The following is a 26,940-nucleotide window of genomic DNA, read 5'->3' as shown; positions in this document are numbered from 1 at the left end:
TCGTCTGCCACTAGTCCCTCGCTCCTGTGATGTGAGCTCCCTCAACGTGGAGGTTTCAGATGAGACTGAAAACAGGGCTGTTGTCATCGCTGATGGTGGTGACGGCGTTAGTGGTCAGCGCGTGCGCATCGGCCGGTACGGATAGCGATGGAGATGCCGGTACGGCATCCAAGACCGCGGCGACCAGTGATGTGCGCATCGAGTTCGTCACCCACGGCGGGGCGGGAGACGACTTCTGGGATGCTGTCAAGACCGGCGCCGCCGAGGCCGGCACGGACCTGGGGATCCGGGTCAACTACCAGAGTGATGATGACGCGTCGAAGCAGAGCCAACTCATCGATACGGCGGTGGCATCGAAGCCATCCGGTCTGGTGGTTTCGCTCGCGAACCCCGATGGAGTGCGCGACGCCATCGATCGGGCCGTCGCGGCAGGCATCCCGGTCATCGTCACCAACAAGGGTGCCGAGCAGTGGAAGGAGTTCGGTGCGCAGACCTATGTCGGCCAGAGCGAGATCGTCTCCGGACGCGAGGCGGGCGCGCGGCTGACCGCACTGAACCTGAAGAACGTCCTCTGTATCGTCCATGAGGTCGGCAACATCGGAAACCAGCAGCGTTGCCAGGGCATTAAGGAGGGCGTGAACGGCACCGTCACGCACATTCAGGTCGACGGCGCCGATCTCGCCGGTGCACAGAACCTGATCAAGAGCGCCCTGCTGGCGGATCCCACGGTGGATGGCGTCGTCTCCCTCAACACGGGGATCAATACCGCTGCGGCCGGGGCCATCGCGGAAGCCGACAGCTCCGCGAAGCTCGCCGGATTCGAGGTCACGGACGACACTCTGCGTCTCATCGGTGAGGGCAAGATGCTCTTCACTGTCGATCAGCAGCCGTACCTGCAGGGCTACCTGCCGGTGGTCTTCCTGGACCTGCACCTGCGCCATGGTTTCGTGGTAGGCGGCGAGCAGCCCGTCTACACCGGTCCGGGCTTCATCACGCCGGACAATGTCGCCCGGTACATGACGAATGGCCAGGACACGAAATGACATCCGCGATGACCGTTAGCCAAGACGATCGGCTGGTCAAGGCCAACCCGATGGTCGTGCTCCTACGTCGGCCCGAAATAGGGGCAGCGGTGGCGGCCCTCGCGATCCTGCTGTTCTTCTCCATCACTACTGAGGCGTTCCTGACCCCGGCTGGGGTGTCCACCTGGATTTACTCATCTTCGCTCTTCGGCATTATGGCGGTCGCCGTCGCCTTGCTGATGATCGGGGGCGAATTCGACCTCTCGGCCGGGGTCATGACGGGGAGTACGGCCCTGTTCGTCGGCGTCGTCACTACCCAATGGGGCATTTCGATCTGGTTCGCGGTGCCCGCCGCATTGGTCATTGCGCTGGCAATCGGCGCCTGGAACGCATTTCTGGTGGTGCGCACAGGCCTGCCCAGCTTCATCGTCACCCTGGCGACGTTCTTCATCCTGCAGGGCATTAACCTGGCGCTCACTAAGATGATCACCGGCACGGTTCAGGTCCAGGGCATGCGACAGGTACCGGGCTACGACACCGTCAAGCTGATATTCGGTTCCTCGTTCCCGCTGTTCGGCATGACCATCAAGATCGCCGTCGTGTGGTGGATCGTCATCACCACCTTGGCGACCGCCATCCTCATGCGGACGAAATTCGGCAACTGGACCTTCGCCGTCGGTGGTGACCCGGACAGCGCCCGGGAGAACGGCGTACCGGTGCCCAAGGTCAAATTGGGCCTGTTCATGACGACGGCCGGAGCCGGGTGGCTCGTCGGCATGCTCCAACTCTTCGACGTCTCGACCGCCCAGGCCACTACCGGGATCGGCGAGGAGTTCATCTACATCATCTGCGCCGTAGTCGGCGGATGCCTCCTGATGGGCGGCTTCGGGTCGGCGATCGGTGCCGCCATCGGTGCGCTGATCTACGGAATGACCCTGCAGGGCATCGTCTTCGCCCAGTGGGACAACAACTGGCTCAAGGCGTTCCTCGGAACCATGCTGCTGATGGCCGTGATGGCGAATCTCTATATCAACAAACGAGCGAGGGCAGCGGTATGACGGAGGAAACGCCTCTGCTCGAGGTACGTACGATCGGCAAGCGGTTCGGCTCCGTACACGCCCTTCGCAACGTCAGCTGCGAGATCAGGGCATCCGAGGTGCTGTGTGTCTTGGGCGACAATGGCGCCGGCAAGTCGACCTTCATCAAGATCCTAGCTGGTGCTCACCGTCACAATGACGGGACCCTGCGCATCCTGGGCAAGGAACGGACGTTGTCCAGTCCCAGGGAGGCTCTCGATCTGGGCATCGCCACGGTCTATCAGGGGTTGGCCACCGTGCCATTGATGTCCGTGTGGCGCAACTTCTTCCTAGGCTCGGAGTTGTCTAAGGGGCGACGTCCCTTCCGTCGGCTCGATCTGAAGGCCATGCGGGAGATCGCCCGGCGTGAGCTTGCCGATATGGGCATCTATCTGCGGGACGTGGATCAACCCATCGGCACACTGTCTGGAGGGGAACGGCAGTCGGTGGCGATCGCCCGCGCCATCTATCTAGGGGCGCGGGTGTTGATCCTTGACGAGCCGACCTCCGCCCTGGGGGTCAAGCAGGCAAGCATCGTTCTGCGGCAGATCGCTCACGCTCGCGATCGTGGTCTGGGCGTCGTGTTCATTTCGCACAATCCACAGCACGCCTATGCGGTGGGCAACGGGTTCTTGATCCTCCGACATGGTACGAGCATGGGCTATTTCACCAAGGACGAGATCACGATCGACGCGATGACACGTCTGATGGCCGGCGGCGAGGAGTTCGAGGCGCTGGCTGCAGAACTACAAAGTGCTGCGACGGACGACAGAGCTGACGGCTGACCGGTCAAATCAACCATCGACATGGCGCTGGTCGCCGGAAGGAGGAGGACAGTGAACGCCCCGAATGAGCGTCCACCGGCCCATGATGGTCGCGATGCCGCTCTTCGCGTGCGCGCGCAGCGCGTGATCCCCGGTGGGATGTACGGCCACCAGCGTGCTCAACTGTTCCCGACGAACTATCCACAGTTTCTGGAGAGCGGATCCGGTGCGCTGATCCGAGACGTCGATGGGCGGGAATTCGTCGACTTCCTCTGCGGGTACGGACCCATCGTTCTCGGCTACGGTCATGCGGCGGTCGAAGCGGCGGCGGCGGCACAGCGGTCGAAGGCCGACTGCCAGAACCTGCCGTCGGCACGCGTCGTCGAACTTGCCGAGATGATGGTCGGTCTGACCGGACACGCCGACTGGGCCATGTTCGCCAAGAACGGCACGGATGGAACGACGACGGCCTTGACGATCGCCCGAGCGGCTACCGGGAAGTCCGTCATCCTGGTGGAACGGAACAGTTACCACGGCGCGGCACCCTGGTGCACCCCGGGCCTAGAAGGCGTCACGTCCGCTGACCGCGCGAACATCCGCTACTTCGATTACAACGATCTGCCCTCCTTGGCGACTGCGCGGGACGAGGCAGCCGACGATCTTGCCGGCATCATCATCACTCCGTTCAAACACAATGACGGAGTGGACCAGGAGGACATCCACCCGGCCTTCGCCCGCGAACTGCGGCGTCTCTGCGACTCCGACGGAGCTGTGCTCATCCTGGACGACGTCCGAGCCGGCATGAGGCTGCACCACGGCAGCAGCTGGGAGACTTTCGACGTCCAACCGGACATCAGCGTATGGGGCAAGGCCATCGCCAACGGCTATCCGCTCTCGGCGATCCTGGGCAGGCAGTCTCTGCGGGAAGCCGCGGCAGCGGTCTTCAGTACCGGCACCTATTGGTATGCGGCGGTTCCCATGGCCGCATCTCTGGCCACGATCCGCGCCATTGAAGACGAGGATGCCATCGGCGCCATGGCGCGAGCGGGACTGCGGTTCAAGGAGGGCCTCACCAAGCAGGCGACCTCCCACGGCTTCGACGTGTCGTACACCGGACCGGTGCAGATGCCGTACATGCGGTTCCTCGGCGAGCACGGTGAGAATCTCAATTACAAGTTCGCCGCTCATGCTCTCGACCACGGCGTGTATCTGCACCCGCGGCACAACTGGTTCGTCTCGGCGGCCCATTCGGACGCCATCATCGACCGGGCGCTCGAAGGGACCGACCATGCCCTGGCGGCGCTTGCGCGGGACGCTGCGCCGTGATCGTGATCTGTCGGCGAAGGGACCGGTGAGGCCGCTATGGCATATCTGCTGACCGGGGGAACGGTGGTCGACGGAACCGGAAGTCCCGGTTATCGAGCGTCCGTCCTGCTCGGTGATGGTGGCATCCGCATCATTCGCGGCACTGAGCGGATCACTGATGTCGACGTGATCGATGTCACCGGCCTCGTCGTGGCGCCGGGATTCATCGACATGCACTCCCATACAGGGTTGACGCTGTTGGACGATCCCCAGCACGCCCCGAAGCTCACTCAGGGCGTCACCACCGAGGTCATCGGGGTGGACGGCTTTTCGTATGCGCCGTTCGCCGATCGCGACAATCTGCTCAGCCTGGTACGGATGAACGCCGGCCTCGATGGCCTCCCCGACCTCGACTACGAATGGTCGTCCGTGGACAGCTATCTGTCGCGGTTCGACCGGGGGGTCGGGGTCAATGTCGCCATGATGGTGGGCAATGCGACGCTCCGAGCCGAGGTGGTCGGGTGGGACGAGCGGGCAGCGGACACCAATGAGATCGTCCGGATGCGCCGGATCCTGCGTGAGGCTATGGCACAGGGGGCGTTCGGCCTGTCGTCGGGGCTGGACTATCCGCCAGGCAGCTACGCCTCGACTGCGGAACTCGTGTCGCTGTGCGAGGAGGTCGCAGAGCTTGGCGGCATGTATCACACCCATGTCCGGTACTGGCTCGGGGACCGCCACCTCGACCCCTTCCGCGAAGCCATCGAGATCGCACGTGACTCGGACTGCCGCCTCCATATGACGCATCTGTACACCCCCGGACATGTGCTCGACGGCGTCAAACCGCTGATTGATCTGCTGGACGACACGCACGGCCAGGGCATCGATGTTTCGTTCGACCTCTACCCTTACGAGTGGACCGGAACACGTGCCATTGGATATCTGCCGCAGTGGATGCAGAGTGGGGGGCCCGAGGCGACGATCCGCCGTCTCGCCGACCCGCAATCCCGCCGTCGTTTCAAAGCCGAGTTGGCCGAGGATTCTGACGATATGTGGCGGACTCAGCTCGATTATGTGGCTGTCGGATACCTCGATGGTGGGGAGAATGCCCGCTTCGAAAGCTGGACGTTGGGTGAGATCGCACGATATCGAGATGTGGATGTCGTCGATGCGCTGTTCGATCTATTGATCGAAGAAGACCTGAAGGTGGCTGAGGTTCTGGCCCCTGGGCCGCTCATCGGAAATCGTATGCAGGCATTCATCACTCATCGTCTAGGAATGATCGGCACCGATTCGATGTACTTGGGGGATCGGCCCAGTCCGCGATCATTCGGTAGTTTTCCGCGTATCCTGGGTGAATTCTGCCGGGAGGACGATATGTTCACTCTTCCGGATGCCATTCGCAGGTTCACGTCGTTGCCGGCGCAGCGTTTAGGCCTGCGACGTAGAGGGCAGATCTGTGACGGTTTCGTTGCCGATGTCACCGTGTTCGACCCACAACGAGTGCGCGCCCGGGCCACGCATGCTCACCCCCGACGGGAGTCGGAGGGTATCTGTCATGTCTTCATCGACGGTCAGCGGGTGCTCAGCGATGGCGTGCCCACCGGTGTGTTGGCTGGGCGGGCTCTGCGCTTCGGCACAGACTGAGGTCTTCTCCGCAACATGACCGGCACGCTGGTGATCATGTCCCGATTGAAGGGGAGCGCCGGGCACTGGGGGTAGGGGCCCGGTGACGGAAAGGCGTGGAGCCCTGGTGGGAAAGGGTTTACGAAGATCCGGCTCCGTACGGCAAGGGCTCCACGTGTCCTCCGGTATCACCTGCACCGCCGTCCTCAACGTCCGCGGCGTTGCAGCTCGTGTCGGCGTCCCTACCCTGACCGATCTGGGCTACGAAAACTTCGGCGATGGGTTTCGCCACCCGGTCAAGAAGCCCAAGGGCGGCCGGCTCACCGAACCCGACCAGGTGTTCAGCGCGGTGATCCGAGGTGTCCACGGCGTCGCCGAGCGCGCGAACGCACTGGTGAAGGTCACGCTCAAGATCTGCGGCGGGTCGGCCTCGACCCCATGACGATCACCCGGATCGCCCGCCCAGCCCTCGTTCTGCTCCAGATCGAGCACGGCCGCACCACATGAACGGAGATCACGACGAGTCACGCGACGTTGCCGCCTACTCGGCATCGGCACTGTCCGCACGGCGGAGGGCGCGTTGGCAGGCCAGCTCGACGTGCTCCCGCATGGCTTCGGCGGCTGCGTCACCGTCGCCGCTCGCTAGGGCGATGAGCACTCGGCGATGTTCTTCGGCGGCGGCTCCCGCGCCTGTATTGCCCATTTTGCTGAACAATCGAAAACGTTGGACCTGTGCGCTGAGGAACTCATAGGTGCGCTGCAGGAACGGATTGCCGGATTGCATGGCGATGAGATTGTGGAAGCGGTCGTCGGCGCTCCAGTATTGACTGAAGGCGGTGGTCGACGAGTCGGCACCATTGGCGACATCGGCCAGGAGTACCACGGTGGCTTCCAGATCTTTGATGAATTCGGGGGTCCGGCGCAGTGCGGCTTCCCGCGCGATCGCCGGTTCCAGGAGGAGTCGGGTTTCGGTCAATTTGACAATCTCGTCGAGGGTGAAAGGGGCGGCTACGAAATAGCCTTTCAATGCTTCCCGATGCACCAACCCGGAGTGCTCCAGACGTGCCAGTGCTTCGCGGAGTGGAGTCTGGCTGACGTTGAATTCTTTTGATAAGGCACTGATGTTCAACGGATCACTCGGCTGCCGCGTGCCGTCCATAAGTTGCTGCAGGAGCAGTTCGTACATGCGGTCCACGAGGGGAAGGCGACTGGCCAAATCATTCCTCCAATTCGCGTTTAGCAGGGACTAAATAGCGTTCTTCGGCGAATTGTCATACGACTGTAGCGAATCTGCTTCATCCCCCGGAAGGTGCGTGAGCAGCGGTGGCGTGGCATTGTGCCATGACGTCACCTGCTGATAGTGCATGCCTATCCCAAGCAGGATCCGGTCGGTGAACGGAGCACCGACCAGTTGCAGTCCGATCGGTAGTCCGTCGACGAATCCGCAGGGCAGTGAAACGGCGGGAAATCCCAGTGAGCTGGCCAGTGATGTGAAGACCGCTGGATCGCGTGTCAAGGCGAAACGGGTACGTGCAAGGTCAGAACTGTCGCGGCCCACCGGTGCGGCGGTGCGGGCGGCGCTGGGCATGGCCAGTGCATCGACTCCGGCCAGATGCGCAAGGGCGCGGTGGCGCAGTACATGCCGATGCTGCTGCGCTACCAAATAGTCATCGGCACGAGCGCATGCTCCGGCTCTCAGTTGCGCCCAGACATCGGTGGAGTATTTGCTCGCGTGCAGTTGCATCCATTCCCGGTGCACGACGGCTGACTCTACCGTCTGCGTGATGAGCCATGCTTCGTAGTGCCCGTTCAGGTCGCCGAGGTCCATTTCGACAACGGTGATGCCCTGTGCCGACATGTCGTCCAGTGCTTGTTCGCATCTGCGGCGGACGTCGGCTTCGACTCCGGCGGCGCACAGCCGGGGATCGTAGCCGATTCGCCATCCGCCCGGACGTGGCGTCGGTGCGGGTACCGGGTCCCTGGCCATGATCGTCAGCGCCAGATCGCAGTCTTCCGCGGTGCGTGCCAAGGGACCGACGGTGTCCATCGTCCACGCGACCGGAAAGGTGCCGCTGAGGTCGATCAGACCGTGTGTCGGGCGCAGTCCGGTGATGCCGGTCACGGCAGCGGGATTCCGAATCGAGCCGCCGGTATCGGTGCCGATGGCGAGCGGCACCATGCCTGCGGAAACTGCCACCGCCGAACCGCCACTGGATCCGTGGGCATTGCGTGTCGGATCCCAAGGGTTGCGAGTGATGCCGAAGACCTCGTTCTCGGTGGTCGCGCCCCAGGCGAACTCGTGCAGATTCGTCTTTCCGAGCACAATGGCCCCGGCCCGGCGCAGCGACGCTACCGCAACCGCATCCTCCGTGGCGAGGTGGTGGAACGCGCGATGGGCTCCCATCGTCGTGGTCCGGCCGGCGACATCCATGTTGTCCTTGATCGCGATGGGGATGCCGTGCAATGGCGGTACCGCATTCCCGGTCGCTCGTTGGATATCGGCCTTCTGCGCGGCGCGTCGCGCGTTTTCGCCGTCGATGCTGATGAACGCGCCGACCTGGGGATCGAGATGCGCCACGCGATCGAGCGCGTCGTCCATCAGCTCGACCGCCGACATCGATCCGTCATCGAGCCGACGGCGCAAGGTGGCCAGCGACTCCGGCATCGGCGCGGTCACCATGGCGGTGCGGGGACGACAGGCTCGCCGGGTCGCCCCGATGCCGCGAGCAAGGTGCGCAGTGTGTCGGCGAGTTCGTGCAATCGGCACTGCAGTTCGCGCTCCAACTCGATTGTCGTACCTCGGTGATCGGTGTTGGATTGGGTCATGTGTTCTGCCGAATCGTGAGCCCGCCATCGACGCGCAGTTCCGCACCGGTGATGTAGGAGGCGTCCGGGCTGGTGAGGAACCGGATCACCCGTGCGACCTCATCCGGCTGGGCTGCCCGGCCCAGCGGTACGCCCTCCGCCGCAGCCCTGAGACCTTCAGGTCCCAAGTTGTCCAGTGCCAGGGATTGCGGTGTTGCCACCAGACCGGGGATCACCGTGTTCGCTCGGATCCCGCGTGAAGCCAGTTCATCCGCCATGCTGCGGACAAAGCCGATGATGCCCGCCTTCGCCGCAGTGTAGTGACTCCGTTCGCGCCAGCCGTAGATGCCGCCGCTGATCGATGAGACCGCGACGAGGCTGGCGCCGGAGGAGAGGTGTGGTAGGGCGGCGCGGACGATGCGCATCACTCCGCCGAGGTCCGTTCCGAGCACCTCGGACCATTCCTGGTCGGTCATGTCACCGATGGGGCTTCGACGCAGGATCCCGGCATTCGCGATCACATAGTCGACACGGCCGAACTGTGACATGGCATGTGCGATGAGGGCCTCGCAGTCTGCACTGGAGCGGACATCGCACGCAATGGCGGCGCACTGGCCGCCGTGGCGCGTGACCAAATCGACCGTCTCCGCTGGATCGTGCGGATCGGCGGGGTAGTAGCCGATCACCGATCGCACACCGACTTCAGCGTAGCTGCCGGCCAGGGCACGGCCGATACCGCTGGCACCGCCGGTGATGACCGCGACGCGGCCCTGCATCGAGTGTGACATATCGGCCTTTCCGGGCGTCATCATGTGTCACGTTGTTGCTAACGCTATACTATAGTAAAACCCGCGGCAATGCAGCCTGGAGGGGTGAGAACGCTTGTGTCACGATGACGTCGTCGCGCTTGCGCTGGAGTCAGTGGGCGAGCGCGCGGGGCGCGTCTCCCGTAGCCCGTTCGGGTCGGCCGACGAGATCGGTATGCTCAACCTGATGACGCCGGCGTCGCGGGAGGCCATCATGTCCCGCATCGACGGCGCCGCCCCCTACGACCTCGCTGTGGACTACTTCGTGGGCATGCCCTCGTGGGTCGCGGCGGGCGACCAGCCTTACCAGGTGTGGATGACGCATACGCCAGAGGGCACCCGGGTGGATAACGCCCCCGGCGCCCCAGCCGAACAGAACGAGATGGTGGCGTACTCGGGGGATGCGCTATCGATGTATACCCATACCGGCACCCACATCGACGCGCTCAACCACTTTGGATACGGCGATACCATCTACAACGGGTTCACTGCGCGGGATCATCTTGGCAGTCGTGGATGGACACGGGCCGGCGCGGATCGGCATCCGCCTATCGTGGCTCGCGGCATCCTCCTCGATATCGCAGCGTTACACGGTGTGGACGAGTTGCCGCCGGGCCACCCCATTGGGGATCGTGACCTCGATGCGGCGCTGGACCTGCACCAGGTGGATGTCCGGCGCGGTGACGTTGTCCTCATCCGTACCGGTCGCATGCGAGCCTGGCCCGATCCACAACGGTATCTGACCGCCAATCCTGGTCTCGATCTGGGCGGAGCGCAGTATCTCGCGCGTCGTGGCGTGATGATGGTGGGCATCGATGCCGCGAGCATCGAGTACACGCCGCACGACGACGAAGTGCATTGGAACCCTGTGCACTGCTTCCTCCTGGCGGAGGCGGGAGTCGCGATCATGGAGGTCGCGGATCTCGAGGCGCTGGCCGCCGACCGCGTCTACGAGTTCGGACTGGTTGCGGCCGGTCTCAAACTACGGGGCGCGACAGGCACACCGGTTCGCCCCGTCGCCTTCCCCATCAAGCGCTCCACACCGCTGTAGCCATGATCGCCAGGGACCGTCCTGGCGTGAGCGGACGAGCCGGTGGATTCATCGCGTCGCCAGAACGCGGTCGGAATGTGCCGCCCAACCGGCTCCGAGGCCCGGGGGCGGTCCTGTGCTCTAACCGAGCGGGCCATGTTGACATGCCTCAACGGGCTCTGCACGATCCGGAGTGTAGTCGGGGTCGGGGGTGGCGACGAACTCGTCCACGTCGGGCCGTCCCGCTTTTCTCTCGCCAGATCAAATTTCCCGGCTCGGCAGGTCAATGCGTTCTTCGGCGGGTCCGTTTACGCTCGATACCGTGAGCGAGTTCCAGTCCCAGGCGAGCAAGTGGATTTCCGCGTTCCTGACGCCGCGGGCGTCCGGCGCCCCGGACCCGGGCGAGCTGCGCGCGTCGGACCGGGACCGGGAACGGGTGATCGCCGTGCTGACCGAGGCGGCCGCCGACGGCCGGCTCTCCCTCGACGAGCACGGGGAACGGGTCGATCAGGCATGGGCCGCCCGGACGCTGGGCGAGCTGGCCCGGCTCACCGTCGATCTGCTGCCTCCGGAGGGCCAGCCGTTCCAGATGGACAACCGGCCCGTCACGGCCCTGTTCCGCAGCGAGAGCCGTACCGGCCGATGGGTCGTGCCGGCCGAGGTGCCGGTCACCTCCCTGGGTGGAAAGGTGACCATGGATCTGTGCGAGGCCCTGCTGCGCTCGCGCCGGGTCGTGGTCCAGCTGGCCGTGCTGGCCGGCACGGTCACGCTGATCGTGCCCGAGGGCGTACGGATCGTGACCGCGCCCTCGGCCCGCGTGGGCTCGGTCAAGAACGAGGTACGGCTCCCGCCGGGTGCGACCGATCACGCCCAGGACGCCCCCGTCATCGAACTGGCGGGCTTCGTCTTCGCCGGCAAGGTGGTGGCCCGCTCCCCGAAACGACCGCGTAAGGGCTTCTTCCGGCGTTAGGGAGCGTCTGAACGATCGATCACGCCCGGCTGCGCGCGGCGCTTTCCGACACTCCCCGGCGGCGCTTTCGGACGGTGGCGTGGCTCGGACGGTGGTGTGGCTCAGACGGCGGTGTCGAAGTTGATGGCGCTGTAGGCGCCCAGCTTCCAGAGCTGGTGCTCGCTTTCGATCTTTCGGATCGTTCCGGACCGGCCACGCATGACCAGGGAGTGCGTGACGGCGGCGCCGGCCTGGAAGCGTACGCCGTGCATCAGCTCGCCGTCGGTGATTCCGGTGGCCGCGAAGAAGACGTCGTCGGAGCGGACCAGGTCATCGGTGGTCAGCACCTGCTTCAGGTCGAGCCCGGCGTCGGTGGCCCGGCGGCGCTCGTCGTCGTCGCGCGGCCACAGCTTGCCCTGGATGACACCGCCCATGCACTTCATGGCGCACGCCGCGATGATGCCCTCCGGGGTTCCGCCGATCCCGAGCATCAGGTCGACACCGGTCCCGTGGCGGGCCGCCATGATCGCTCCGGCAACGTCGCCGTCGGTGATGAACCTGATCCTCGCACCGGTCTCCCTGATCTCCTTGACGATGCTCTCGTGCCGGGGGCGGTCGAGGATGACCACGGTCACGTCGGACGGCTTGGCGCCCTTGGCCCTGGCGACCGCCCTGATGTTGTCGCCGACCGGCGCCTCGATGTCGACCTTGTCGGCGGCCTGCCGGCCCGTCACGAGCTTCTCCATGTAGAACACGGCGGACGGGTCGTACATCGAACCGCGTTCGGCGACCGCGATGACGGAGATCGCGTTGTGCATGCCGAGCGCGCACAGCCGGGTCCCGTCGATCGGGTCGACCGCCACGTCGCAGTCGGCGCCGGTGCCGTCGCCGACGTCCTCGCCGTTGTAGAGCATCGGGGCGTTGTCCTTCTCGCCCTCACCGATCACCACTGAGCCGTTCATGGAGACCGTGTTGATGAGCTGCCGCATCGCGTTGACGGCGGCGCCGTCCGCCCCGTTCTTGTCACCGCGGCCCACCCAGCGGGCGGCGGCCATCGCGGCCGCCTCGGTCACCCGGACCAGCTCGAGAGCCAGGTTGCGGTCTGGTGCGTGCTCGCCGGTCGCCAGCGGGGCCGGAACGTGATCAGACATCGATCCCCTTAAAAGTCAGATTCACTATCTCGTGCCCTTCATGCCGGTCTTTATGTCGTCTCGGCGGATCAGGACAATTAGTGATCGTAGTTCTTTAAGTGTTTTTTGTCCGATTGGTCTGAACCTGTTGTCGCTGGTCGGAGACCATTTGCCGCCGGATCGCTCGGGATCTGACAGGCCGGGATATCCTTCGCCGACATGAGCGGCGACATGGAGCAGACGGCGACGGCGCGCGAGCCGGACCACGGCGCGGCGGCGGCTCGCCCGTCGGATCACGGCATGGCCACCCGGGGTGCGGCCACGCGGGTCGCGCTCCTGGAGGCGGCCAGGGAGGTGTTCGTCACCCGGGGGTTCGCCGAGGCCGGGGTGACCGACGTGGTGCGCCGGGCCGAGGCCAGCGTCGGCAGCCTCTATCACCATTTCTCCGGCAAGGCGGATCTCTACCTCACGCTGTTCGACGAGTTCCAGCAGCGGCAGACGCAGCGGACCGGTGACGCGGTCCGGGTCGCCCGTGCCGCGGGGGAGACGGATCCGATGCCGCTGTTCCTGGCGGGAGCCCGCGCCTATCTGGAGGGCTGTCTCGAGGAACGTGATCTGGCCGCGCTGTTCCTCAGGGGGGACGCCCCGCCCGGTTTCGAGGTCACCATGCGCGACCGGTTGCGAGAGTGGGCCAGGCGGACGGCCGCGCTCTTCGAGCACGAGGACGCTCTGGTCGTCGTCGTGACGGGAGCACTGGCGGCCGTCGTGCAGGAGGTGACGCTCTCGGAGGATCCGGTGGCGGCCCGTCGGGTGGTCGAGGAGGCGCTTGTTCTCATCGGCGGTATCCGGCGCCCCTGAACCCCCGGAGCTGGTACGGCCACCTGCCCGGATGACCGGTAGTCTCGCTCGTGTGGGACGGTTCACTCAGGGCATTTACGGCTACGTGTTCGCGGTGCTCGTCTGCCTCGCCGGCGCCGGGCTTTTTCTGCTCGTCACACCGCAGAGCCGGACCGAGCACATTCCCCGGGTGAACTACTCGATCGACCAGGCCAACGCCGCGAGGGCCGCGACGTACGAGATCGTGTCGCCGCGTGAGGTGCTGCCGGACTGGGTGCCGAACAGCTCGACCCTCACCGACGAGGGCGGCGCCGTGACCTGGCGGCTGGGCTTCGCCACCGCGCAGCGGCAGCACGCGATGCTGGCGCAGAGCGACGAGCGGCCGCTCGATGACTTCGCCAACCGGATGGCCAACACCGACAAGGCCACCGGAAGCCGCGATATCAACGGAGAGACCTGGCAGGAGCGGATCCGGCAGGACAAGAACCAGCGGTCGCTGGTGCGGATCCTCCCCGATCGCACCGTCGTCGTCACGGGTACCGCCGACTGGGCGGAGCTCACCGCTCTCGCAGAGTCGCTGGTCGCGCAGCCCAGGCCCGCCGCGACCGTCTCGGCCACGTCCTGACAGACCTGCCGGCGCTGTCAGAAGGGGGCGTCCGCCGGGCCGTTCCGCTGGGGTTCCTGTCGCTGGGCGATCGCGGTCGCCAGCTTCGCGCGCGCTCCCTGAAGCCACTCCTCGCAGATGGCGGCCAACCGCTCGCCGCGCTCCCATAGTTCGATGGACTGCTCGAGCGTCAGCCCGCCGGTCTCCAGGCGGCGCACCACCTCGGTGAGCTCCTCGCGCGCCTGCTCGTACGACGGGGTCTGCTCCGCCGAAAACTGCTGAGAATCCTGCTTCGCCGTGTTTCCGGCGCCGCTCTTCGTCGTGCTCTTCGTCGTGCTCGTTTCCTGGGCCACGGCCCCCACGATAGATGCCGCCGCCGACATATCGCTGCTCGTAGTGGAGTGCCCACCCTTAAGGATGTCCCCTTTGGGTATGTATGTTCCGTTTGCTGGGTTCCGTACGGATGTGGCGGTACATCGACGGGGGCGGCGGTATGTGTGGCATCAGCGGCTGGGTCGACTACGGGCGAGATCTCCGGTTGGAGCAGGAGACGGTGCAGGCCATGACGGACACGATGGCGTGCCGGGGACCCGACGCCGGGGAGACCTGGTTCGGTCGGCACGTCGCGTTCGGCCACCGGCGACTGGCCGTCATCGACGTCGAAGGCGGGAGACAGCCCATGCTCGTCGAGCGGGACGGCGAGACCGTGGCCGCGTTGACCTACAGCGGGGAGGTCTACAACTTCCGGGAACTGCGCACCGAGCTCATCGGGCTCGGCCATGGTTTCCGCACCCAGAGCGACACCGAGGTCGTGCTGGAGGCGTACCTGGAGTGGGGCGAGGACCTCGTCGAGCACCTCAACGGCATGTACGCGTTCGCGATCTGGGACGCCAGGCGCGAGGAGCTGCTGCTGGTCCGCGATCGGATGGGCATCAAACCGCTCTACTACTACCCGACGCCGCAGGGGGTGCTGTTCGGCTCGGAGCCCAAGGCCATCCTCGCCAATCCGCTCGCGGAACGGGTCGTCGACGCCGACGGCCTGCGTGAGCTGCTGGCCTTCGTGAAGACACCGCAGCACGCGGTCTTCCGGGGCATGCACGAGGTGCGCCCCGGTCATATCGTCCGGGTGCGCCGGGAGGGCGTCGGCGGGCACCGCTACTGGCGGCTGGAGGCCCGCGAGCACACCGATGACCTGCCCACGACCATACGTACCGTCCGCGGGCTGCTCGACGACATCATCGCCCGCCAGCTCATCTCCGACGTACCCCTGTGCACGCTGCTCTCCGGCGGCCTCGACTCCAGCGCGGTGACCGCGCTCGCCGCCCGCGCGCTGAAGGACTGGGGAAGGGTCCGGTCGTTCTCCGTGGACTTCACCGGATACGCGGAGAACTTCCAGCCCGACGACATGCGCGACACCCCCGACACCCCGTACGTCCAGGACGTCGTACGTCACGTCGGCTCCGATCACCGTGACATCGTGCTGAACTCGGCCGACCTGATGGACCGTGATGTGCGGGCCGCCGCGCTGCGGGCCCGCGACCTGCCGCTGGGCCTCGGCGACCTGGACACCTCGCTGTACCTGCTGTTCAAGGCGATCCGCTGCCACTCGACGGTGGCGTTGTCGGGGGAGTCGGCCGACGAGGTGTTCGGTGGATACCGCTGGTTCCACGAGCCGGCCGCCGTCAACGCCGACACCTTCCCCTGGCTCGCCATCCCGGGCATAGCCGAGCAGTCGACGCGGGGCCGCTTCCTCGACGAGCACCTGCTGCGCAAGATCGACCTGCCCGCCTACCGGGCCGACGGTTATCAGCAGGCACTGGCCGAGGTGCCGCGGCTTCCGGGCGAGACCGGCCTGGAGAAGCGGATGAGGGAGATCGGCTACCTGCACCTCACCCGGTTCGTACAGATCCTGCTCGACCGCAAGGACCGGATGAGCATGGCCGTCGGCCTGGAGGTGCGGGTGCCGTTCTGCGACCACCGGCTCGTGCAGTACGTCTTCAACACGCCGTGGGCGATGAAGACCTTCGACGGACGGGAGAAAAGCCTGCTGCGCGCCGCGGTGGGGGACGTGCTGCCGCGCTCGGTGGTCGAGCGCCGCAAGGTTCCCTACCCCTCGACCCAGGACCCGGCATACGAGCAGGCGCTGCGCACCGAGCTGGCCGACCTGATCGCGGGCGGCGACTTCGCCGCTGCGCCGCTGGTGGACACGAGGAAGATCCGCGACGTGCTCGACCAGCCCGTGGGTGCGGTCAGTTTCCAGGGAGCCCGGTCGGCGATCGAGGGTCTTCTGCAGTTCAACGCCTGGTTGGAGGACTACGGCACCCGCCTCGCCCTCTAGTCTCTAACCCTCCGCCGTGATCTTGCCTCCGCCGTGATCTTGCGAATTCTCGCACACGTCCGCTGTGAGCTGGGCAGATCCTCTCCGTGATCTTGCAGAAACTGGCGAGGATGTGCCCCCACCTGCATATTCGTCTTTCGTGATCTTGCAGTAGAGAGTGCAAGATCACGGAAGGTGGATGTGCGGGTCAGAGTGTGATCGAGAGAGTTTCTGCAAGATCAGCGAGGGTGGAACCGCAGGTCAGATGGGAAGCCTGCGAGTAATTGCAAGATCACGCCGGGGGTGGGGGGTCACGCCGGGGGTGGGGGGTCACGACGGGGTGGCGGTGACGCCGATGCGGTCGTCGGAGAAGCGGATCGTGAGCTCGTCACCGGGCTTCACGTCGGCGGCCAGCCGTACGACCTCGCCCGAGGGCCGCTGTGCGATGGCGTAGCCGCGCTCCAGCGTGGCGGCGGGCGACAGCGCGACCAGGCGGGCGCGGAGGTGCTCCAGAGAGTCGGCCGAGCGGTCCAGCGAGGAGGTCAGACAGCGTCGTGACCGGTCGCGCAGCGCGTCGACCTGCTCGGCCCGGCGGTCGAGTTCACGCACCGGATCGGCGAGCGAGGGCCGCGAGCGGACCGAGCCGAGCCAGGAGAGCTCACGCTCGATCCAGCCGCGTACGACCCGGCGGCCCCGGTCCCTCAGCTGGCGGACCAGCGCCAACTGCTCGCCCACGTCCGGGACGACCTTCTTGGCCGCGTCGGTCGGCGTAGAGGCCCGCACGTCGGCCACGAGGTCGAGCAGCGGGGTGTCCTGCTCGTGGCCGATCGCGCTGACCACAGGCGTGCGGCAGGCCGCGACGGCACGCACCAGCGCTTCGTCGGAGAACGGCAGGAGATCCTCCAGGGAGCCGCCGCCTCGCGCGATCACGATGACGTCCACCTCGTGGTCGCCGTCGAGCCGGCGCAGCGCCTCGGTCACCTCTCCCACGGCGTACGACCCCTGCACCGCAACGGTCTCCACCTTGAAGCGGACGGCGGGCCAGCGCCGCCGGGCGTTCTCCAGGACGTCGCGCTCGGCCGCCGAGTCGCGTCCGCAGATCAACCCCACCGTGCCCGGCAGGAACGGCAGCCGCCGCTTGCGGTCGACGTTGAACAGGCCCTCGGCGGCCAGCACCTGACGCAGCCGTTCGAGCCGGGCCAGCAGTTCGCCGATGCCGACCGGCCGGATCTCCAGGGCGGTGAAGGCGAAAGACCCCTTGTTGACCCAGAAATCCGGCTTGACGTGCATGACGACCCGGGCGCCGTCGACCGGACGCGGGACGCTCGTCTCGTAGACCGCACGCGTACACGTGATCCTGGCCGAGACGTTGGCCACCGGGTCGCGCAGGGTCAGGAACACCGTGCCGCCCCGCGCGGTCAGCTCGGTGATCTGCCCCTCCACCCAAACCGTGCCGAGCTTGCCGATCCACTGCGCGACCATCTGCAGGACCGACCGGATCGGCAGCGGTGACTCCGGTGACGTCTTGGCGCTCACGTTGCCTCCTCGCGTGCTGGTGCGGCCCGGCGGCGCGCGTCGCGCCTCCGCCGGTCCGCACCCGCACACTAACCACTCACACCGACATTCCGGTGGTCAGGCGCGAGGACCCGCGGGTCACGCCCCGGACTGGATCTTCGAAACGCGGTTCTGGAACAGCCGGACCACCTCCGGCCGGTTCAGGTTCGCCTGCTCGTAGTCGAGCAGCGCCTGCACCTGCTCCAGCGACTTGCCGCGGAGCCGCGCACGCAGCGAGGGGATCGTCAGCGAGTTGTAGTTCGGCATCGGCTCGTCGGAAGCGGTGGCCGCCGCTTCCGCCGGCTTGGCGGGCTCGGCCGTCTTCTTGGCGGCCGGCTTGGTCGCCTTCGTGGCCTTGGTGGCCTCGACCGGCTCGGCGGTGGCAGCCGGCTCGGCCTGCTCGGCGGGCTCGGCGGCCTTCTTCTCACGCGGGGCACGAGCCGGTTCCGCCGGAGCCGCGCTTTCGGCGGCGGGTTCCGTGGCCGTGTCCGTGGTCCCGGTGGCGGTGGTCTGGGTGGCGGTGGTCTGGGCGGCGGTGGTCTGGGTGGCGGTGGTCTGGGCGGCGGTGGTCTCGGTGACGGTCTCCTCAGCCGCCGGTTTCGGTACGTCGGTCGCGGTCTCAGCCACCGGTTTCGGCGCCTCGGTCGCGGCCTCAGGCGCCGAAGCCGCCTCGGGCGCCGCGGCTTCGGCCTCAGCCGCCGGGGCCGGCGTCTCGACGGCCGCTTCGGTTTCGACATCGGTCGGTGCGACCGGCTCGGGCGCCGGCTTCTCGGCCTTCTCGGCCTCCTTGACGTCCTCGGCCTCGGTCTTCCCGGCCTTCTCGGGCTCCTCGGCCTCGGTCTTCCGCTCGGCCTCGGGCTCCGTCTTCGAGGGACGGGGCGCGTAGATGACCGGCTCGGGGCGCTTCGGCCTCGTCTCGGCCGTCTCCGCCGCCGGCTGTGCCGTGGTGGTGGACTGTGCTGTCGTGGCCGGGGCCTCGGCGGACTGCTCGCCGCCGGGGCCCTCGCCACCGGTCAGGCGCTTGACGGTGAGCCGGACACGGTCGCCGAACTGCAGCGCCCTTCCCGCCCCCTGAAGGGCCGTCTGGAAGACGAGTACAGGTAGGTCCTTGGCCTTAGTGGTAATGGCTTTAAGGACGGACATAGCGGCTCCTGGGGAGATCTGCTCTCGGTTATCCAGTGTCCCAAGACCCGGGAGTGTTTCAAAAACGCTGACCCGGCTGCCGTGGTGGCGAGCGAGGCGCCGTCAGGGCCACGCGCAGCTGGGGGTGTTTTCCGAAACGCGACCTGGCCAGGGAACGTGTCGGACACTCCCTGGGGTCAAGAGGCGGCTGGCGTTCCACCTAGCATAGGAACATGGACGCACAGACCCCCACGACCCGCCGGGTACTCGTCGCCAAACCGCGTGGCTACTGCGCTGGCGTGGACCGTGCGGTGGAGACCGTCGAGAAGGCGCTGGAGCGGTACGGCGCGCCGATTTACGTACGCAAGCAGATCGTGCACAACACCCACGTCGTGAAGACGCTCGAGGCGAAGGGTGCGATCTTCGTAGAGGAGACAGAGGCCGTCCCCGAGGGCGCGATCGTGGTCTTCTCCGCCCACGGCGTGGCGCCGAGCGTCCACGAGGAGGCGGCGGCGAGGCGACTCAAGACGATCGACGCGACGTGCCCGCTGGTCACCAAGGTTCACAACGAGGCCAAGAGGTTCGCGGCCAAGGACTACGACATCCTGCTCATCGGCCATGACGGGCACGAGGAGGTCGAGGGCACCGCCGGCGAGGCGCCGGACCACATCCAGCTCGTCGACGGCTTCGACGGGGTGACCGGGGTCACCGTACGCGACCCGGAGAAGGTCGTCTGGCTCTCACAGACGACGCTGTCGGTCGACGAGACCACCGAGACCGTCGCCCGGCTGCGCGAGCGCTTCCCCAACCTGATCGATCCGCCGAGCGACGACATCTGCTATGCCACGTCCAACCGCCAGGCCGCCGTGAAGCAGATCGCGGCGGAGTCCGAGCTGGTCGTCGTGGTCGGCTCGGCGAACTCGTCGAACTCCAAGCGCCTGGTCGAGGTGGCGAAGGACTACGGAGCCGAGGCCGCCTACCTGGTCGACGACGCCTCCTTCGTACGCGAAGAGTGGCTGGAGGGCGTGACCACGGTCGGCGTCACCAGCGGCGCCTCGGTCCCCGAGGAACTGGTCGAAGGGGTGCTGGCGAAGCTGGCCACGCTCGGCTTCGCCGACGTGCAGGAGGTGGAGACCGTGAAGGAGAGCATGCGCTTCGCCCTTCCGCACGAGCTGCGCCGGGATCTGCGCGCCGGATAGCCGCCGCGCTTCTCCGTCACCGCTCGTCGGCGGCCTTGCCGTACAGGCGGGGTTCGAAGTAGCCCTCAGGCTCCGGGTCGAAGACCGCGGCGCGGCCGCGCCGCTGACGGGAGCCCATACGGCCGACACCCCTGGCACCGCCCGTGCCAGGGGTGTCGGCCGTGCCGGGCCTGGCGTCCGGCCTGGTGGGTCCGAGGCCGCCGCGCAGTTCGCGCACGATGGCCGGCAGCCCACGCCGCCACGCGATGACCAGGGTCAGCGCGGTCCCGGCGAACAGCCACGGTGCGCCGGACGAGAGCGCGGTGAACAGTCCCACGCCCAGCGTCCGCGGGATGGAGCCCGAGACGAGCGAGCCGACGCCCTCGACGAGCAGCGCCGCGACGAAGAAGACCAGCGGGGGAGTGACCACGAGCGGCAGCAGGTCGCGCGGCCGCACCAGCAGGGCGGCCGCGAGACACCCGGCGACGAAGCCGAGACCGCTCGGCAGGACGGCCTGACCCACCAGCGTGATCACAAAGAGCAGGACGATCGCTCCCCGGGCGGTCAACTTGAGCCCTGCTCGATCGGCGCCTGCCATCGGAGCCCCCTTACGACAAGTCTCGCGTCAATTTACCGTTGTGCCGAGGGAAAGGAGGCGGACTTACCTCCTCTTCACCTTCAAGCTCGGGCATCGACACCGGCCTGGGGACGTCTTCGATGGGGCTCGGCGCTTCGAGCGGGAGGTCCACGAGATCGAGGTCGCTCAGCTTGCGCGCGCTGACCAGCACCCGGCTTTCGAGCGACCCCACGGTCCGGTTGTAGGTCGCGACGGTCTTCGACAGCGCTCTGCCGAGGTCCTCCACGTGGCGGCCGAGTCCGCCCAGCCGCTCGTACAGTTCTTTGCCGAGATCGAAGACGGCCTTGGCGTTCTCGCTGATCGCGGCCTGCCGCCAGGCGTACTGGGCGGTACGCAGCATGGTGATCAGAGTGGTCGGTGTGGCGATGTGGACGCGCCTCTTCATGGCGTGCTCCAGGAGCCCGGGGTCACGCTCGAGCGCCGGCGCGAGGAACGCCTCGCCGGGGATGAACAGCACGACGAACTCGGGCGTCGGGCTGAAGGCCTGCCAGTAGGACTTGGCGGCCAGCCGGTCGACGTGCTCGCGCAGATGACGGGCGTGCGCGTCCAGACGCCTGGCGGCGAAACCTGGATCGTCGGTTTCGGCGGCCTCCAGATAGGCGGCCAGCGACACCTTGGAGTCGACGACGATGTTCTTGCCACCGCTGAGCCGTACGACCATGTCGGGGCGGATCGCCCCCTCGCCGGTCGCCGCGGTCACCTGTTCGTCGAAGTCGCAGAACCGGGCCATGCCCGCGATCTCCGCGACCCGGCGAAGCTGGAGCTCGCCCCACCGGCCGCGTGCCTCCGGCCGCTGCAGGGCCCGTACGAGCGCGGCCGTCTGCGCCCTGAGTTCGTCGGAGCTGCGCCGTACGAACTCCATCTGCTGGGTCAGCTCGGCGCGGGCGGCCCGGGTGCCGGACTCGCTCTCCCGGAGCTGCTGCTCGACCTTGGCGAGCGTCTCCCTGAGCGGTGTGACCAGGTTCTCCACCGCCTGCCTGCGCTGGTCGAGATCGCCGGCGGCCTCGGCCCTGGTGGTGTTCAGCCGGTTCTCGGCGAGTTCGAGGAAGCGCAGGTTGTTGACGTCGAGCACGCGGGCGGAGATGGCCTGGAACCGCTCGGACAGCTGGTTCTCCACATAGGCGACCTTGTCCTCGGCGGCCCGCGCCCGCGCCTGCGCCTGCGCGATCCCTATCGCGGCCTCGGCCGCCTGCCGGGCGCCTCTGGCCCGCGCGAGGATCACGCCGATCACGAGCCCCGCGACGGCGCCGACGGCGAGTCCCAGTAAGAGAGCCACGACATCCACGGTTTGGCATGATTTCAGGCAAGGCCCTGGTGGCGGGGGAGGCGCGCCACAGGCCCTTGACCGGACAGGGGGAAGCGGTTCCGCTCGGCTGATGTCCGGCTCACCCGCCCAGGCCCGTAAACTCGGCCTACGTGAGCCTGAGCATCGGCATCGTCGGCCTGCCCAACGTCGGCAAGTCCACGCTTTTCAACGCCTTGACCAAGAGCGGCAACGCCCTGGCGGCGAACTATCCGTTCGCCACCATCGAACCCAACGTGGGGATCGTCGGCGTTCCCGACGAGCGGCTGGAGAAGCTCGCGGGGATCTTCGGCTCCGCGCGGATCCTTCCGGCCAAGGTGGAGTTCGTGGACATCGCCGGGCTGGTCAAGGGCGCATCGGAAGGACAGGGGCGAGGCAACAAGTTCCTCGCCAACATCCGGGAGACCGACGCGATCTGCCAGGTCATCCGGGTCTTCTCCGATCCCGACGTCACGCACGTCGACGGCGGGGTGGCACCCGAGCGCGACATCGAGACGATCAACACAGAGCTGATCCTCGCCGATCTGCAGACGATCGAGAAGGCGCTGCCGCGGCTGCAGAAGGAAGCCAAGAGCAACAAGGACCGGAGGGCCTTCGTGGAGGTCGTCGAGGCGGCGGCGAAGCTGCTCGACACCGGTACGACGTTGTACGCCGGGGCCAAGGACGCCGGGATCGATCTCACGGACCTGCGCGAGCTGCATCTCCTCACGGCGAAGCCGTTCCTGTACGTGTTCAACCTCGACGCCGACGAGCTGACCGACACCGAGCTGCGGGCCAAGCTGTCACAGGTCGTCGCCCCCGCCGAGGCGGTGTTCCTCGACGCCAAGATCGAGTCTGAGCTGGTCGAGCTGCCCGACGACGAGGCGCTGGAGCTGCTGCAGTCGGTCGGCCAGGAGGAGTCGGGCCTGGTCCAGCTCGCCAGGGTCGGGTTCGAGACGCTCGGCCTGCAGACATACCTGACGGCGGGGCCCAAGGAGGCTCGCGCCTGGACGATCCGCAAGGGCGCCACGGCGCCGGAGGCGGCGGGCGTCATCCACACCGACTTCCAGCGCGGGTTCATCAAGGCCGAGGTCATCTCGTTCGACGAACTCGTGGAGGCCGGCTCCATGGCGGCGGCACGGGCTGCCGGCAAGGCGAGGATCGAGGGTAAGGACTACATCATGCGCGACGGCGACGTGGTCGAGTTCCGCTTCAACGTCTGAATCGGCGCTGTTCGCCCTGCGACGCTGATCCTGCTCGGCGGTCCGGCTTTTACCGCCTGGTTCGCCCCCGGCCGATTACCCGGCGTCCTCGGGGCCGACGGCGGCAGCACGGCCGTGTTCTTCCTGGTCCGCGACATCGGTACGTCGTCGTGCCCCCTTCACCCGCTGGGCGACGATGATCTTGACATAAGGAAGGTTTCCTACCAATGGACCCCTTGGGTTCATCCTGGTATGGATCCATGTCATCGGGGGAAAGGTCTTGATGCCCGTCCTGACCGATTACCGACGGGTATGGCTCTTCCGCTCCGTCCCCGTGAGGTCGTACGTCCAGCGCGTTCACCTCGCGGGGATGCGGAGGGCGCAGGATGCCTGTTTCTCCCGTACGTAGGGGTCCGGCCTCCCGGGTGAGCAGCGCCGTGTTCAGGTTCTCGCCGACCCTCATGGGATCTCCCGGCGTGAGGTGACGGCGCCGCGCCATGACCTCGGCGGCGATCGCCTCGACATGTTGTGCGCGCCCGCGCGTCCAGCAGGTGGAAGCGGTCGGGGCGGGCGCGGTCTTCTGGTCAAGGCTTCGGCTGCCGCATGATCGCCAAGATCGCGCCTGCTTGTGCGTCCGGGAAGTCTCCTCTCAAGATCCGGACATCAGGTCCCAATCCACAACTACAGCGGAACCCCGGTGCCGGGCAGTGCCTGCACCGCCCATGCCGGGCTTCTCGTCGCCGCGGGCCGTGGCATGCCCCGTCGCCGGCGGCAGGTCCGACCGGGCGGCGGCGCTCATCGGCAACATCAGTCTCCCCTGCCCGCCAAGAGCTCAGAAAGAGCATGCGGGAGGATCTTTTGGACAGACCTCCGATAAGTCACATCCTGGGATGTCACCGGAAACACTTGCATCAAGTGGCCTAGACGCCCTGGGACAGCACGATTAAGGATCGGAATATGGCCGCTCGGGTGTGATGGTGCCCGAGAAAAACACCCCCTTTTATCCCGAACAATCATTTTCGCCGTTATGGCGATGGGGGAGTGGGGTGAAACTCCTCGGCCATTCCAGGAGCTAGGAAAACCTGGCGTCCTGACCTGCCTGAGCCCGATTCGGGCCAAAGGAGGGAACATGCATCGGAAATCCAGACGACTCGCCCTGGCCCTCTGTGCCACGACGCTGACGGCCGGCGGCGCCGCGCTCCTGAGCGGTCCCGCCTTCGCCGCGACCAGCGGGTGGGAAGACTGTCCTGAAGTCGCCGAGTCGTCGTACTCGACTTCCGTCTCCGAGTCGTCGTACTCGGCTTCCGAGATCGCGCTGCCGCTTTCGACGGCGTCCGAGCTGTCCGAAGTGTCCACGGTCTCGGCGCCGGTCATCTCGCGGCAGGTCCTCGCCCAGCCCGTGATCGCCCAGCCTGTGATCATGCAGCCCGTGGTCGCGCAGCCGGTCCTCGCGCAGCCGATGAGGGTCTCGGTGAGCATCCAGCCCGAGTTCTCGAGCCCGCAGTACATCCGCAGCGAACGGTTCGCGAGTGAGCCGATCTCGTTCCAGTACCGCAGCGCGCGATTCTCGAGCGAACTCCTGCCGTCGCGGTTCGAGCGTGCGGAGCGGATCTCGCTTCGCGCGCAGGAGCGGGTCGAGGCGGAGGCCGGCCGGGCCAAGTCCCGCATCCAGCACCACGCGAACGTGGCCAAGTCGCGGATCAACCGCGAGGTGCGCAAGTCCGAGCGGCGCATGGCCCGCGAGGCGCGCAAGAGCGAGCACAGGATGGCCGAGGCGTCCTGGCGCGCGTCCTGCTGCTAGGGAACGGCCTCGAACTGTCCCAGGGTGGCCCCGCACTTCGGTGCGGGGCCTCCCGCGCGTCGCGGAATGCCCGCGGGTTGTGGGGGAGCCGAGGCCGTGGCTCCGGGGGCCGAGGCCATGGCCGGCGAGGAATCCGGCCGTGTTCCTCGGGGAGCGGCGGCCGGGGGAGAAGCCCACGCGAGGGCCTCCGCGAGAGAGGGCCGGAACGCCCCGAACGGTGCCGTCGCATTCGATACGTCTCTGAGCTGCGAGGAAACCAATACGTGGCGGTTAGGTAATCGATGTCCCCGCTGGCCAGGCGTAACGCGCTTTTTCCCGGATGAGCGGCAAGTAGGGTGTCTCATGGGGGCGCGGATCCGGTTTGCTCGGTCACGGCGATGCTTGCACCATGGGCGTGGCTCACCTGGAAGAATCGGCGGGACCGCTAAGGTGAATACTTCAATATGGCTAACCGGATCGACAGTAAGACGAAAGCGCGCCAGCCGGGGGGATCGGCGCGAGCGGAGGCGTGATGGCTCGCAGGTCGGACGTCCAGCAGGATCCGCGGATCGCTGGCGACCCGGAGTCGTACCCTCCGGAGGGTCCTGAGGAGGTGCCGACCACCCGGGGCGCATCCTCCACGCGCGGCGGCGGGTGGAGCGGCGGCGGGGGCCGCTGGCTCATCTGGATCGGCCGCGTCGTCCTCTGGGCGCTGATCATCGTGATCGTCGTCAACGGCGTCCGGGCCCCGTTCGAGCGGCTGAGCCAGAGCGGCGATCCGACGGTCGCGACCAGTGACCCGGGTGACATGGGATTCCCGGTGACCCAGGCGTCCGCTTTCGCCAACCAGTTCGCCGCCGTCTACCTGAACTACGACGCCGCCAACCCCCAGCAGAGAGCCGAGCGGCTGAAGTCGTTCCTCCCCGACGACGAGGACGACAGGCAGTTCGGCTGGAACGGATATGGGCGGATGTCCGCCGGGGCGATCCAGTTCGCCGGAATCGACGTGATCGACGCGCACAACGCGCGCGTCACCGTGACGTACCAGTCGGGCGGCAGACGCGGGCTGCTCTCCGTGCCCGTCTACTACGACGGCGCCGGATTCGTCGTGGCGGAGCGGCCCGCGCTGCTGCCCGAGGCGGCGCCGGCCGGCCTGCCCCCGGTCTCCGGCCCCGACCGCGACTCCGCGGCCGAGTCCGAGCTACGTCCCCAGCTCGAGGGCTTCTTCAAGGCGTACGCCGCGGGCAACCAGGTGGATCTGCAGCGCTATGTCGCCAACGGGGTGACGATAGAGGGCTTCGACGGGGAGTTCACGCTCGCCCGGCTGGAGGACGTGATCGTGCCGCCGGGTGAGGCGAACAGCAGGGAGGTCACCGCCGTCGTCGTGTGGGCGGTCTCGACGGGATCGACCTCGCCGACCCCCTCCCTTGACGACCCCAGGACACAGCCAGGTGGACTTGAGCAGGCCTACCAGCTCATGATCGAGAAGCAGGGCGACAAGTGGTTCGTCAGGGACGTTCAGGGTGCGAAGCGGCCCGCGGGGTAGCGCAGCCCGATCATGTCATCGCTGATCCATACCCCCGGGAGGGCGAGAGTTGATTGTGAAGACCATGGTGGATGGTGTCATCGGCGGAATCATCGCCATCATGCACGATCTCGCCGTCGCGCCGTCCCCCGAGCCGGTGACGGGCATCAACACGGCCGGGCTCGCGGATTTCCTCCGGACCTTCTTCGCCCCGCTTTTCCTCGCGGTCGTCTCCGTAGTGGCGATCTTCTTTCTGTTCACCCGCGAGATCACCAGATTTGTGCAGTTCATCATCCTGGCGGTCGCGATCGGTGTGATCTTCTATGTCCCCAACATCATCGAGGTGACGGCCAAGGCCATCGCGGGTGCGCTCGGCATCAAGTGACCGACGG

The 26,940-nt window shown here is 66.8% G+C and carries 24 protein-coding genes and 1 pseudogene; 16 read left to right on the top strand and 9 right to left on the bottom strand.

The features are described 5' to 3' along the window. The first annotated feature begins 59 nt into the window (after positions 1–59). The 6 genes and pseudogenes from ACQP1K_RS24225 to ACQP1K_RS24200 all read left to right on the top strand — a co-directional run. On the top strand, positions 60–1,043 hold the full coding sequence (locus tag ACQP1K_RS24225) for a substrate-binding domain-containing protein (RefSeq protein ID WP_433497987.1): 984 nt from the start codon (positions 60–62) through the stop codon (positions 1,041–1,043). Next, complete coding sequence (locus ACQP1K_RS24220; RefSeq protein WP_433497986.1) at positions 1,040–2,080, top strand: ABC transporter permease; 1,041 nt, start codon at positions 1,040–1,042, stop codon at positions 2,078–2,080. The genes ACQP1K_RS24225 and ACQP1K_RS24220 overlap by 4 nt, the downstream gene beginning before the upstream one ends. Continuing rightward, complete coding sequence (locus tag ACQP1K_RS24215; RefSeq protein ID WP_433497985.1) at positions 2,077–2,883, top strand: ATP-binding cassette domain-containing protein; 807 nt, start codon at positions 2,077–2,079, stop codon at positions 2,881–2,883. The genes ACQP1K_RS24220 and ACQP1K_RS24215 overlap by 4 nt, the downstream gene beginning before the upstream one ends. Positions 2,884–2,934: 51 nt before the next feature. After that, complete coding sequence (locus ACQP1K_RS24210) at positions 2,935–4,188, top strand: aminotransferase class III-fold pyridoxal phosphate-dependent enzyme (protein WP_433497984.1); 1,254 nt, start codon at positions 2,935–2,937, stop codon at positions 4,186–4,188. Between the two features lie 36 nt (positions 4,189–4,224). Continuing rightward, positions 4,225–5,811 (top strand): N-acyl-D-amino-acid deacylase family protein, encoded by a 1,587-nt coding sequence (locus ACQP1K_RS24205; RefSeq protein ID WP_433497983.1) that lies wholly within the window; start codon positions 4,225–4,227, stop codon positions 5,809–5,811. A gap of 211 nt (positions 5,812–6,022) precedes the next feature. Beyond that, a pseudogene (locus ACQP1K_RS24200) lies at positions 6,023–6,297 on the top strand (transposase family protein); the annotation flags it as partial. 34 nt (positions 6,298–6,331) lie between these two features. Here the strand turns inward: ACQP1K_RS24200 and ACQP1K_RS24195 are convergent. From ACQP1K_RS24195 to ACQP1K_RS24185, 3 genes are all read right to left on the bottom strand, one after another. Further along, positions 6,332–6,976 carry a GntR family transcriptional regulator gene (locus ACQP1K_RS24195; protein WP_433497982.1) on the bottom strand — a complete coding sequence of 215 codons (645 nt, stop codon included), beginning with the start codon at positions 6,974–6,976 and terminating at the stop codon, positions 6,332–6,334. A 60-nt stretch (positions 6,977–7,036) separates the two neighbouring features. After that, the gene (locus tag ACQP1K_RS24190; RefSeq protein ID WP_433497981.1) at positions 7,037–8,455 is read right to left on the bottom strand and encodes an amidase; all 1,419 of its coding nucleotides are present in this window, start codon (positions 8,453–8,455) and stop codon (positions 7,037–7,039) included. Between the two features lie 157 nt (positions 8,456–8,612). Further along, positions 8,613–9,407, bottom strand: coding sequence for an SDR family NAD(P)-dependent oxidoreductase (locus ACQP1K_RS24185; RefSeq protein WP_433497980.1), 795 nt, complete (start codon positions 9,405–9,407; stop codon positions 8,613–8,615). A 109-nt stretch (positions 9,408–9,516) separates the two neighbouring features. Between ACQP1K_RS24185 and ACQP1K_RS24180 the strand changes: the two genes are divergently transcribed. After that, the gene (locus ACQP1K_RS24180; protein WP_433497979.1) at positions 9,517–10,452 is read left to right on the top strand and encodes a cyclase family protein; all 936 of its coding nucleotides are present in this window, start codon (positions 9,517–9,519) and stop codon (positions 10,450–10,452) included. 301 nt (positions 10,453–10,753) lie between these two features. Beyond that, positions 10,754–11,401, top strand: a complete 648-nt coding sequence (locus ACQP1K_RS24175) for a DUF1707 SHOCT-like domain-containing protein (protein WP_433497978.1) — start codon at positions 10,754–10,756, stop codon at positions 11,399–11,401. A 101-nt stretch (positions 11,402–11,502) separates the two neighbouring features. Here the strand turns inward: ACQP1K_RS24175 and glpX are convergent, their stop codons facing one another. Then, positions 11,503–12,531, bottom strand: a complete 1,029-nt coding sequence (gene glpX, locus ACQP1K_RS24170) for a class II fructose-bisphosphatase (RefSeq protein WP_433497977.1) — start codon at positions 12,529–12,531, stop codon at positions 11,503–11,505. A gap of 198 nt (positions 12,532–12,729) precedes the next feature. On the opposite strand from glpX, the gene ACQP1K_RS24165 reads away from it, so the two are divergent. Further along, positions 12,730–13,368 (top strand): TetR/AcrR family transcriptional regulator, encoded by a 639-nt coding sequence (locus tag ACQP1K_RS24165; RefSeq protein ID WP_433497976.1) that lies wholly within the window; start codon positions 12,730–12,732, stop codon positions 13,366–13,368. A 52-nt stretch (positions 13,369–13,420) separates the two neighbouring features. Further along, positions 13,421–13,972 (top strand): DUF4245 domain-containing protein, encoded by a 552-nt coding sequence (locus ACQP1K_RS24160; RefSeq protein WP_433497975.1) that lies wholly within the window; start codon positions 13,421–13,423, stop codon positions 13,970–13,972. Between the two features lie 17 nt (positions 13,973–13,989). On the opposite strand, the gene ACQP1K_RS24155 is transcribed toward ACQP1K_RS24160, so the two are convergent. Then, positions 13,990–14,334, bottom strand: a complete 345-nt coding sequence (locus ACQP1K_RS24155; protein WP_433497974.1) for an exodeoxyribonuclease VII small subunit — start codon at positions 14,332–14,334, stop codon at positions 13,990–13,992. Between the two features lie 53 nt (positions 14,335–14,387). Between ACQP1K_RS24155 and asnB the strand changes: the two genes are divergently transcribed. Continuing rightward, positions 14,388–16,289, top strand: coding sequence for an asparagine synthase (glutamine-hydrolyzing) (asnB, locus tag ACQP1K_RS24150; RefSeq protein ID WP_433497973.1), 1,902 nt, complete (start codon positions 14,388–14,390; stop codon positions 16,287–16,289). Between the two features lie 309 nt (positions 16,290–16,598). Here the strand turns inward: asnB and xseA are convergent, their stop codons facing one another. After that, positions 16,599–17,804 carry an exodeoxyribonuclease VII large subunit gene (xseA, locus tag ACQP1K_RS24145; protein WP_433497972.1) on the bottom strand — a complete coding sequence of 402 codons (1,206 nt, stop codon included), beginning with the start codon at positions 17,802–17,804 and terminating at the stop codon, positions 16,599–16,601. A gap of 117 nt (positions 17,805–17,921) precedes the next feature. Then, positions 17,922–18,965: a hypothetical protein gene (locus tag ACQP1K_RS24140; RefSeq protein WP_433497971.1), complete on the bottom strand. Its 1,044-nt coding sequence runs from the start codon at positions 18,963–18,965 to the stop codon at positions 17,922–17,924. Between the two features lie 212 nt (positions 18,966–19,177). Between ACQP1K_RS24140 and ACQP1K_RS24135 the strand changes: the two genes are divergently transcribed. Next, positions 19,178–20,143, top strand: coding sequence for a 4-hydroxy-3-methylbut-2-enyl diphosphate reductase (locus tag ACQP1K_RS24135; protein WP_433497970.1), 966 nt, complete (start codon positions 19,178–19,180; stop codon positions 20,141–20,143). 16 nt (positions 20,144–20,159) lie between these two features. Here ACQP1K_RS24135 and ACQP1K_RS24130 read toward each other — a convergent pair whose 3' ends face one another. Both ACQP1K_RS24130 and ACQP1K_RS24125 read right to left on the bottom strand, forming a co-directional pair. Next, positions 20,160–20,720 carry a DUF6542 domain-containing protein gene (locus tag ACQP1K_RS24130; RefSeq protein WP_433497969.1) on the bottom strand — a complete coding sequence of 187 codons (561 nt, stop codon included), beginning with the start codon at positions 20,718–20,720 and terminating at the stop codon, positions 20,160–20,162. A gap of 10 nt (positions 20,721–20,730) precedes the next feature. Beyond that, complete coding sequence (locus ACQP1K_RS24125; RefSeq protein ID WP_433497968.1) at positions 20,731–22,044, bottom strand: DNA recombination protein RmuC; 1,314 nt, start codon at positions 22,042–22,044, stop codon at positions 20,731–20,733. Between the two features lie 131 nt (positions 22,045–22,175). Between ACQP1K_RS24125 and ychF the strand changes: the two genes are divergently transcribed. The 4 genes from ychF to ACQP1K_RS24105 all read left to right on the top strand — a co-directional run bounded on the left by ychF (position 22,176) and on the right by ACQP1K_RS24105 (position 26,933). Continuing rightward, the gene (gene ychF, locus ACQP1K_RS24120) at positions 22,176–23,264 is read left to right on the top strand and encodes a redox-regulated ATPase YchF (protein WP_433497967.1); all 1,089 of its coding nucleotides are present in this window, start codon (positions 22,176–22,178) and stop codon (positions 23,262–23,264) included. Between the two features lie 1,108 nt (positions 23,265–24,372). After that, a complete protein-coding gene (locus tag ACQP1K_RS24115) occupies positions 24,373–25,044 on the top strand; it encodes a hypothetical protein (protein WP_433497966.1) in 672 nt (223 codons plus the stop codon). Positions 25,045–25,555: 511 nt separating this feature from the next. Next, entirely contained in the window at positions 25,556–26,569 is a 1,014-nt protein-coding gene (locus ACQP1K_RS24110) for a conjugal transfer protein (protein ID WP_433497965.1), read from the top strand. Between the two features lie 100 nt (positions 26,570–26,669). Then, on the top strand, positions 26,670–26,933 hold the full coding sequence (locus ACQP1K_RS24105) for a hypothetical protein (RefSeq protein WP_433501636.1): 264 nt from the start codon (positions 26,670–26,672) through the stop codon (positions 26,931–26,933). The last annotated feature ends 7 nt before the right edge of the window (positions 26,934–26,940 follow it).

The sequence above is a fragment of the Sphaerimonospora sp. CA-214678 genome (assembly GCF_050942215.1).
Taxonomy (GTDB): Bacteria; Actinomycetota; Actinomycetes; order Streptosporangiales; family Streptosporangiaceae; genus Sphaerimonospora.
The sequence above is the reverse complement of the archived record's forward strand: the minus strand, read 5'-3'. Positions and strand labels throughout refer to the sequence as shown.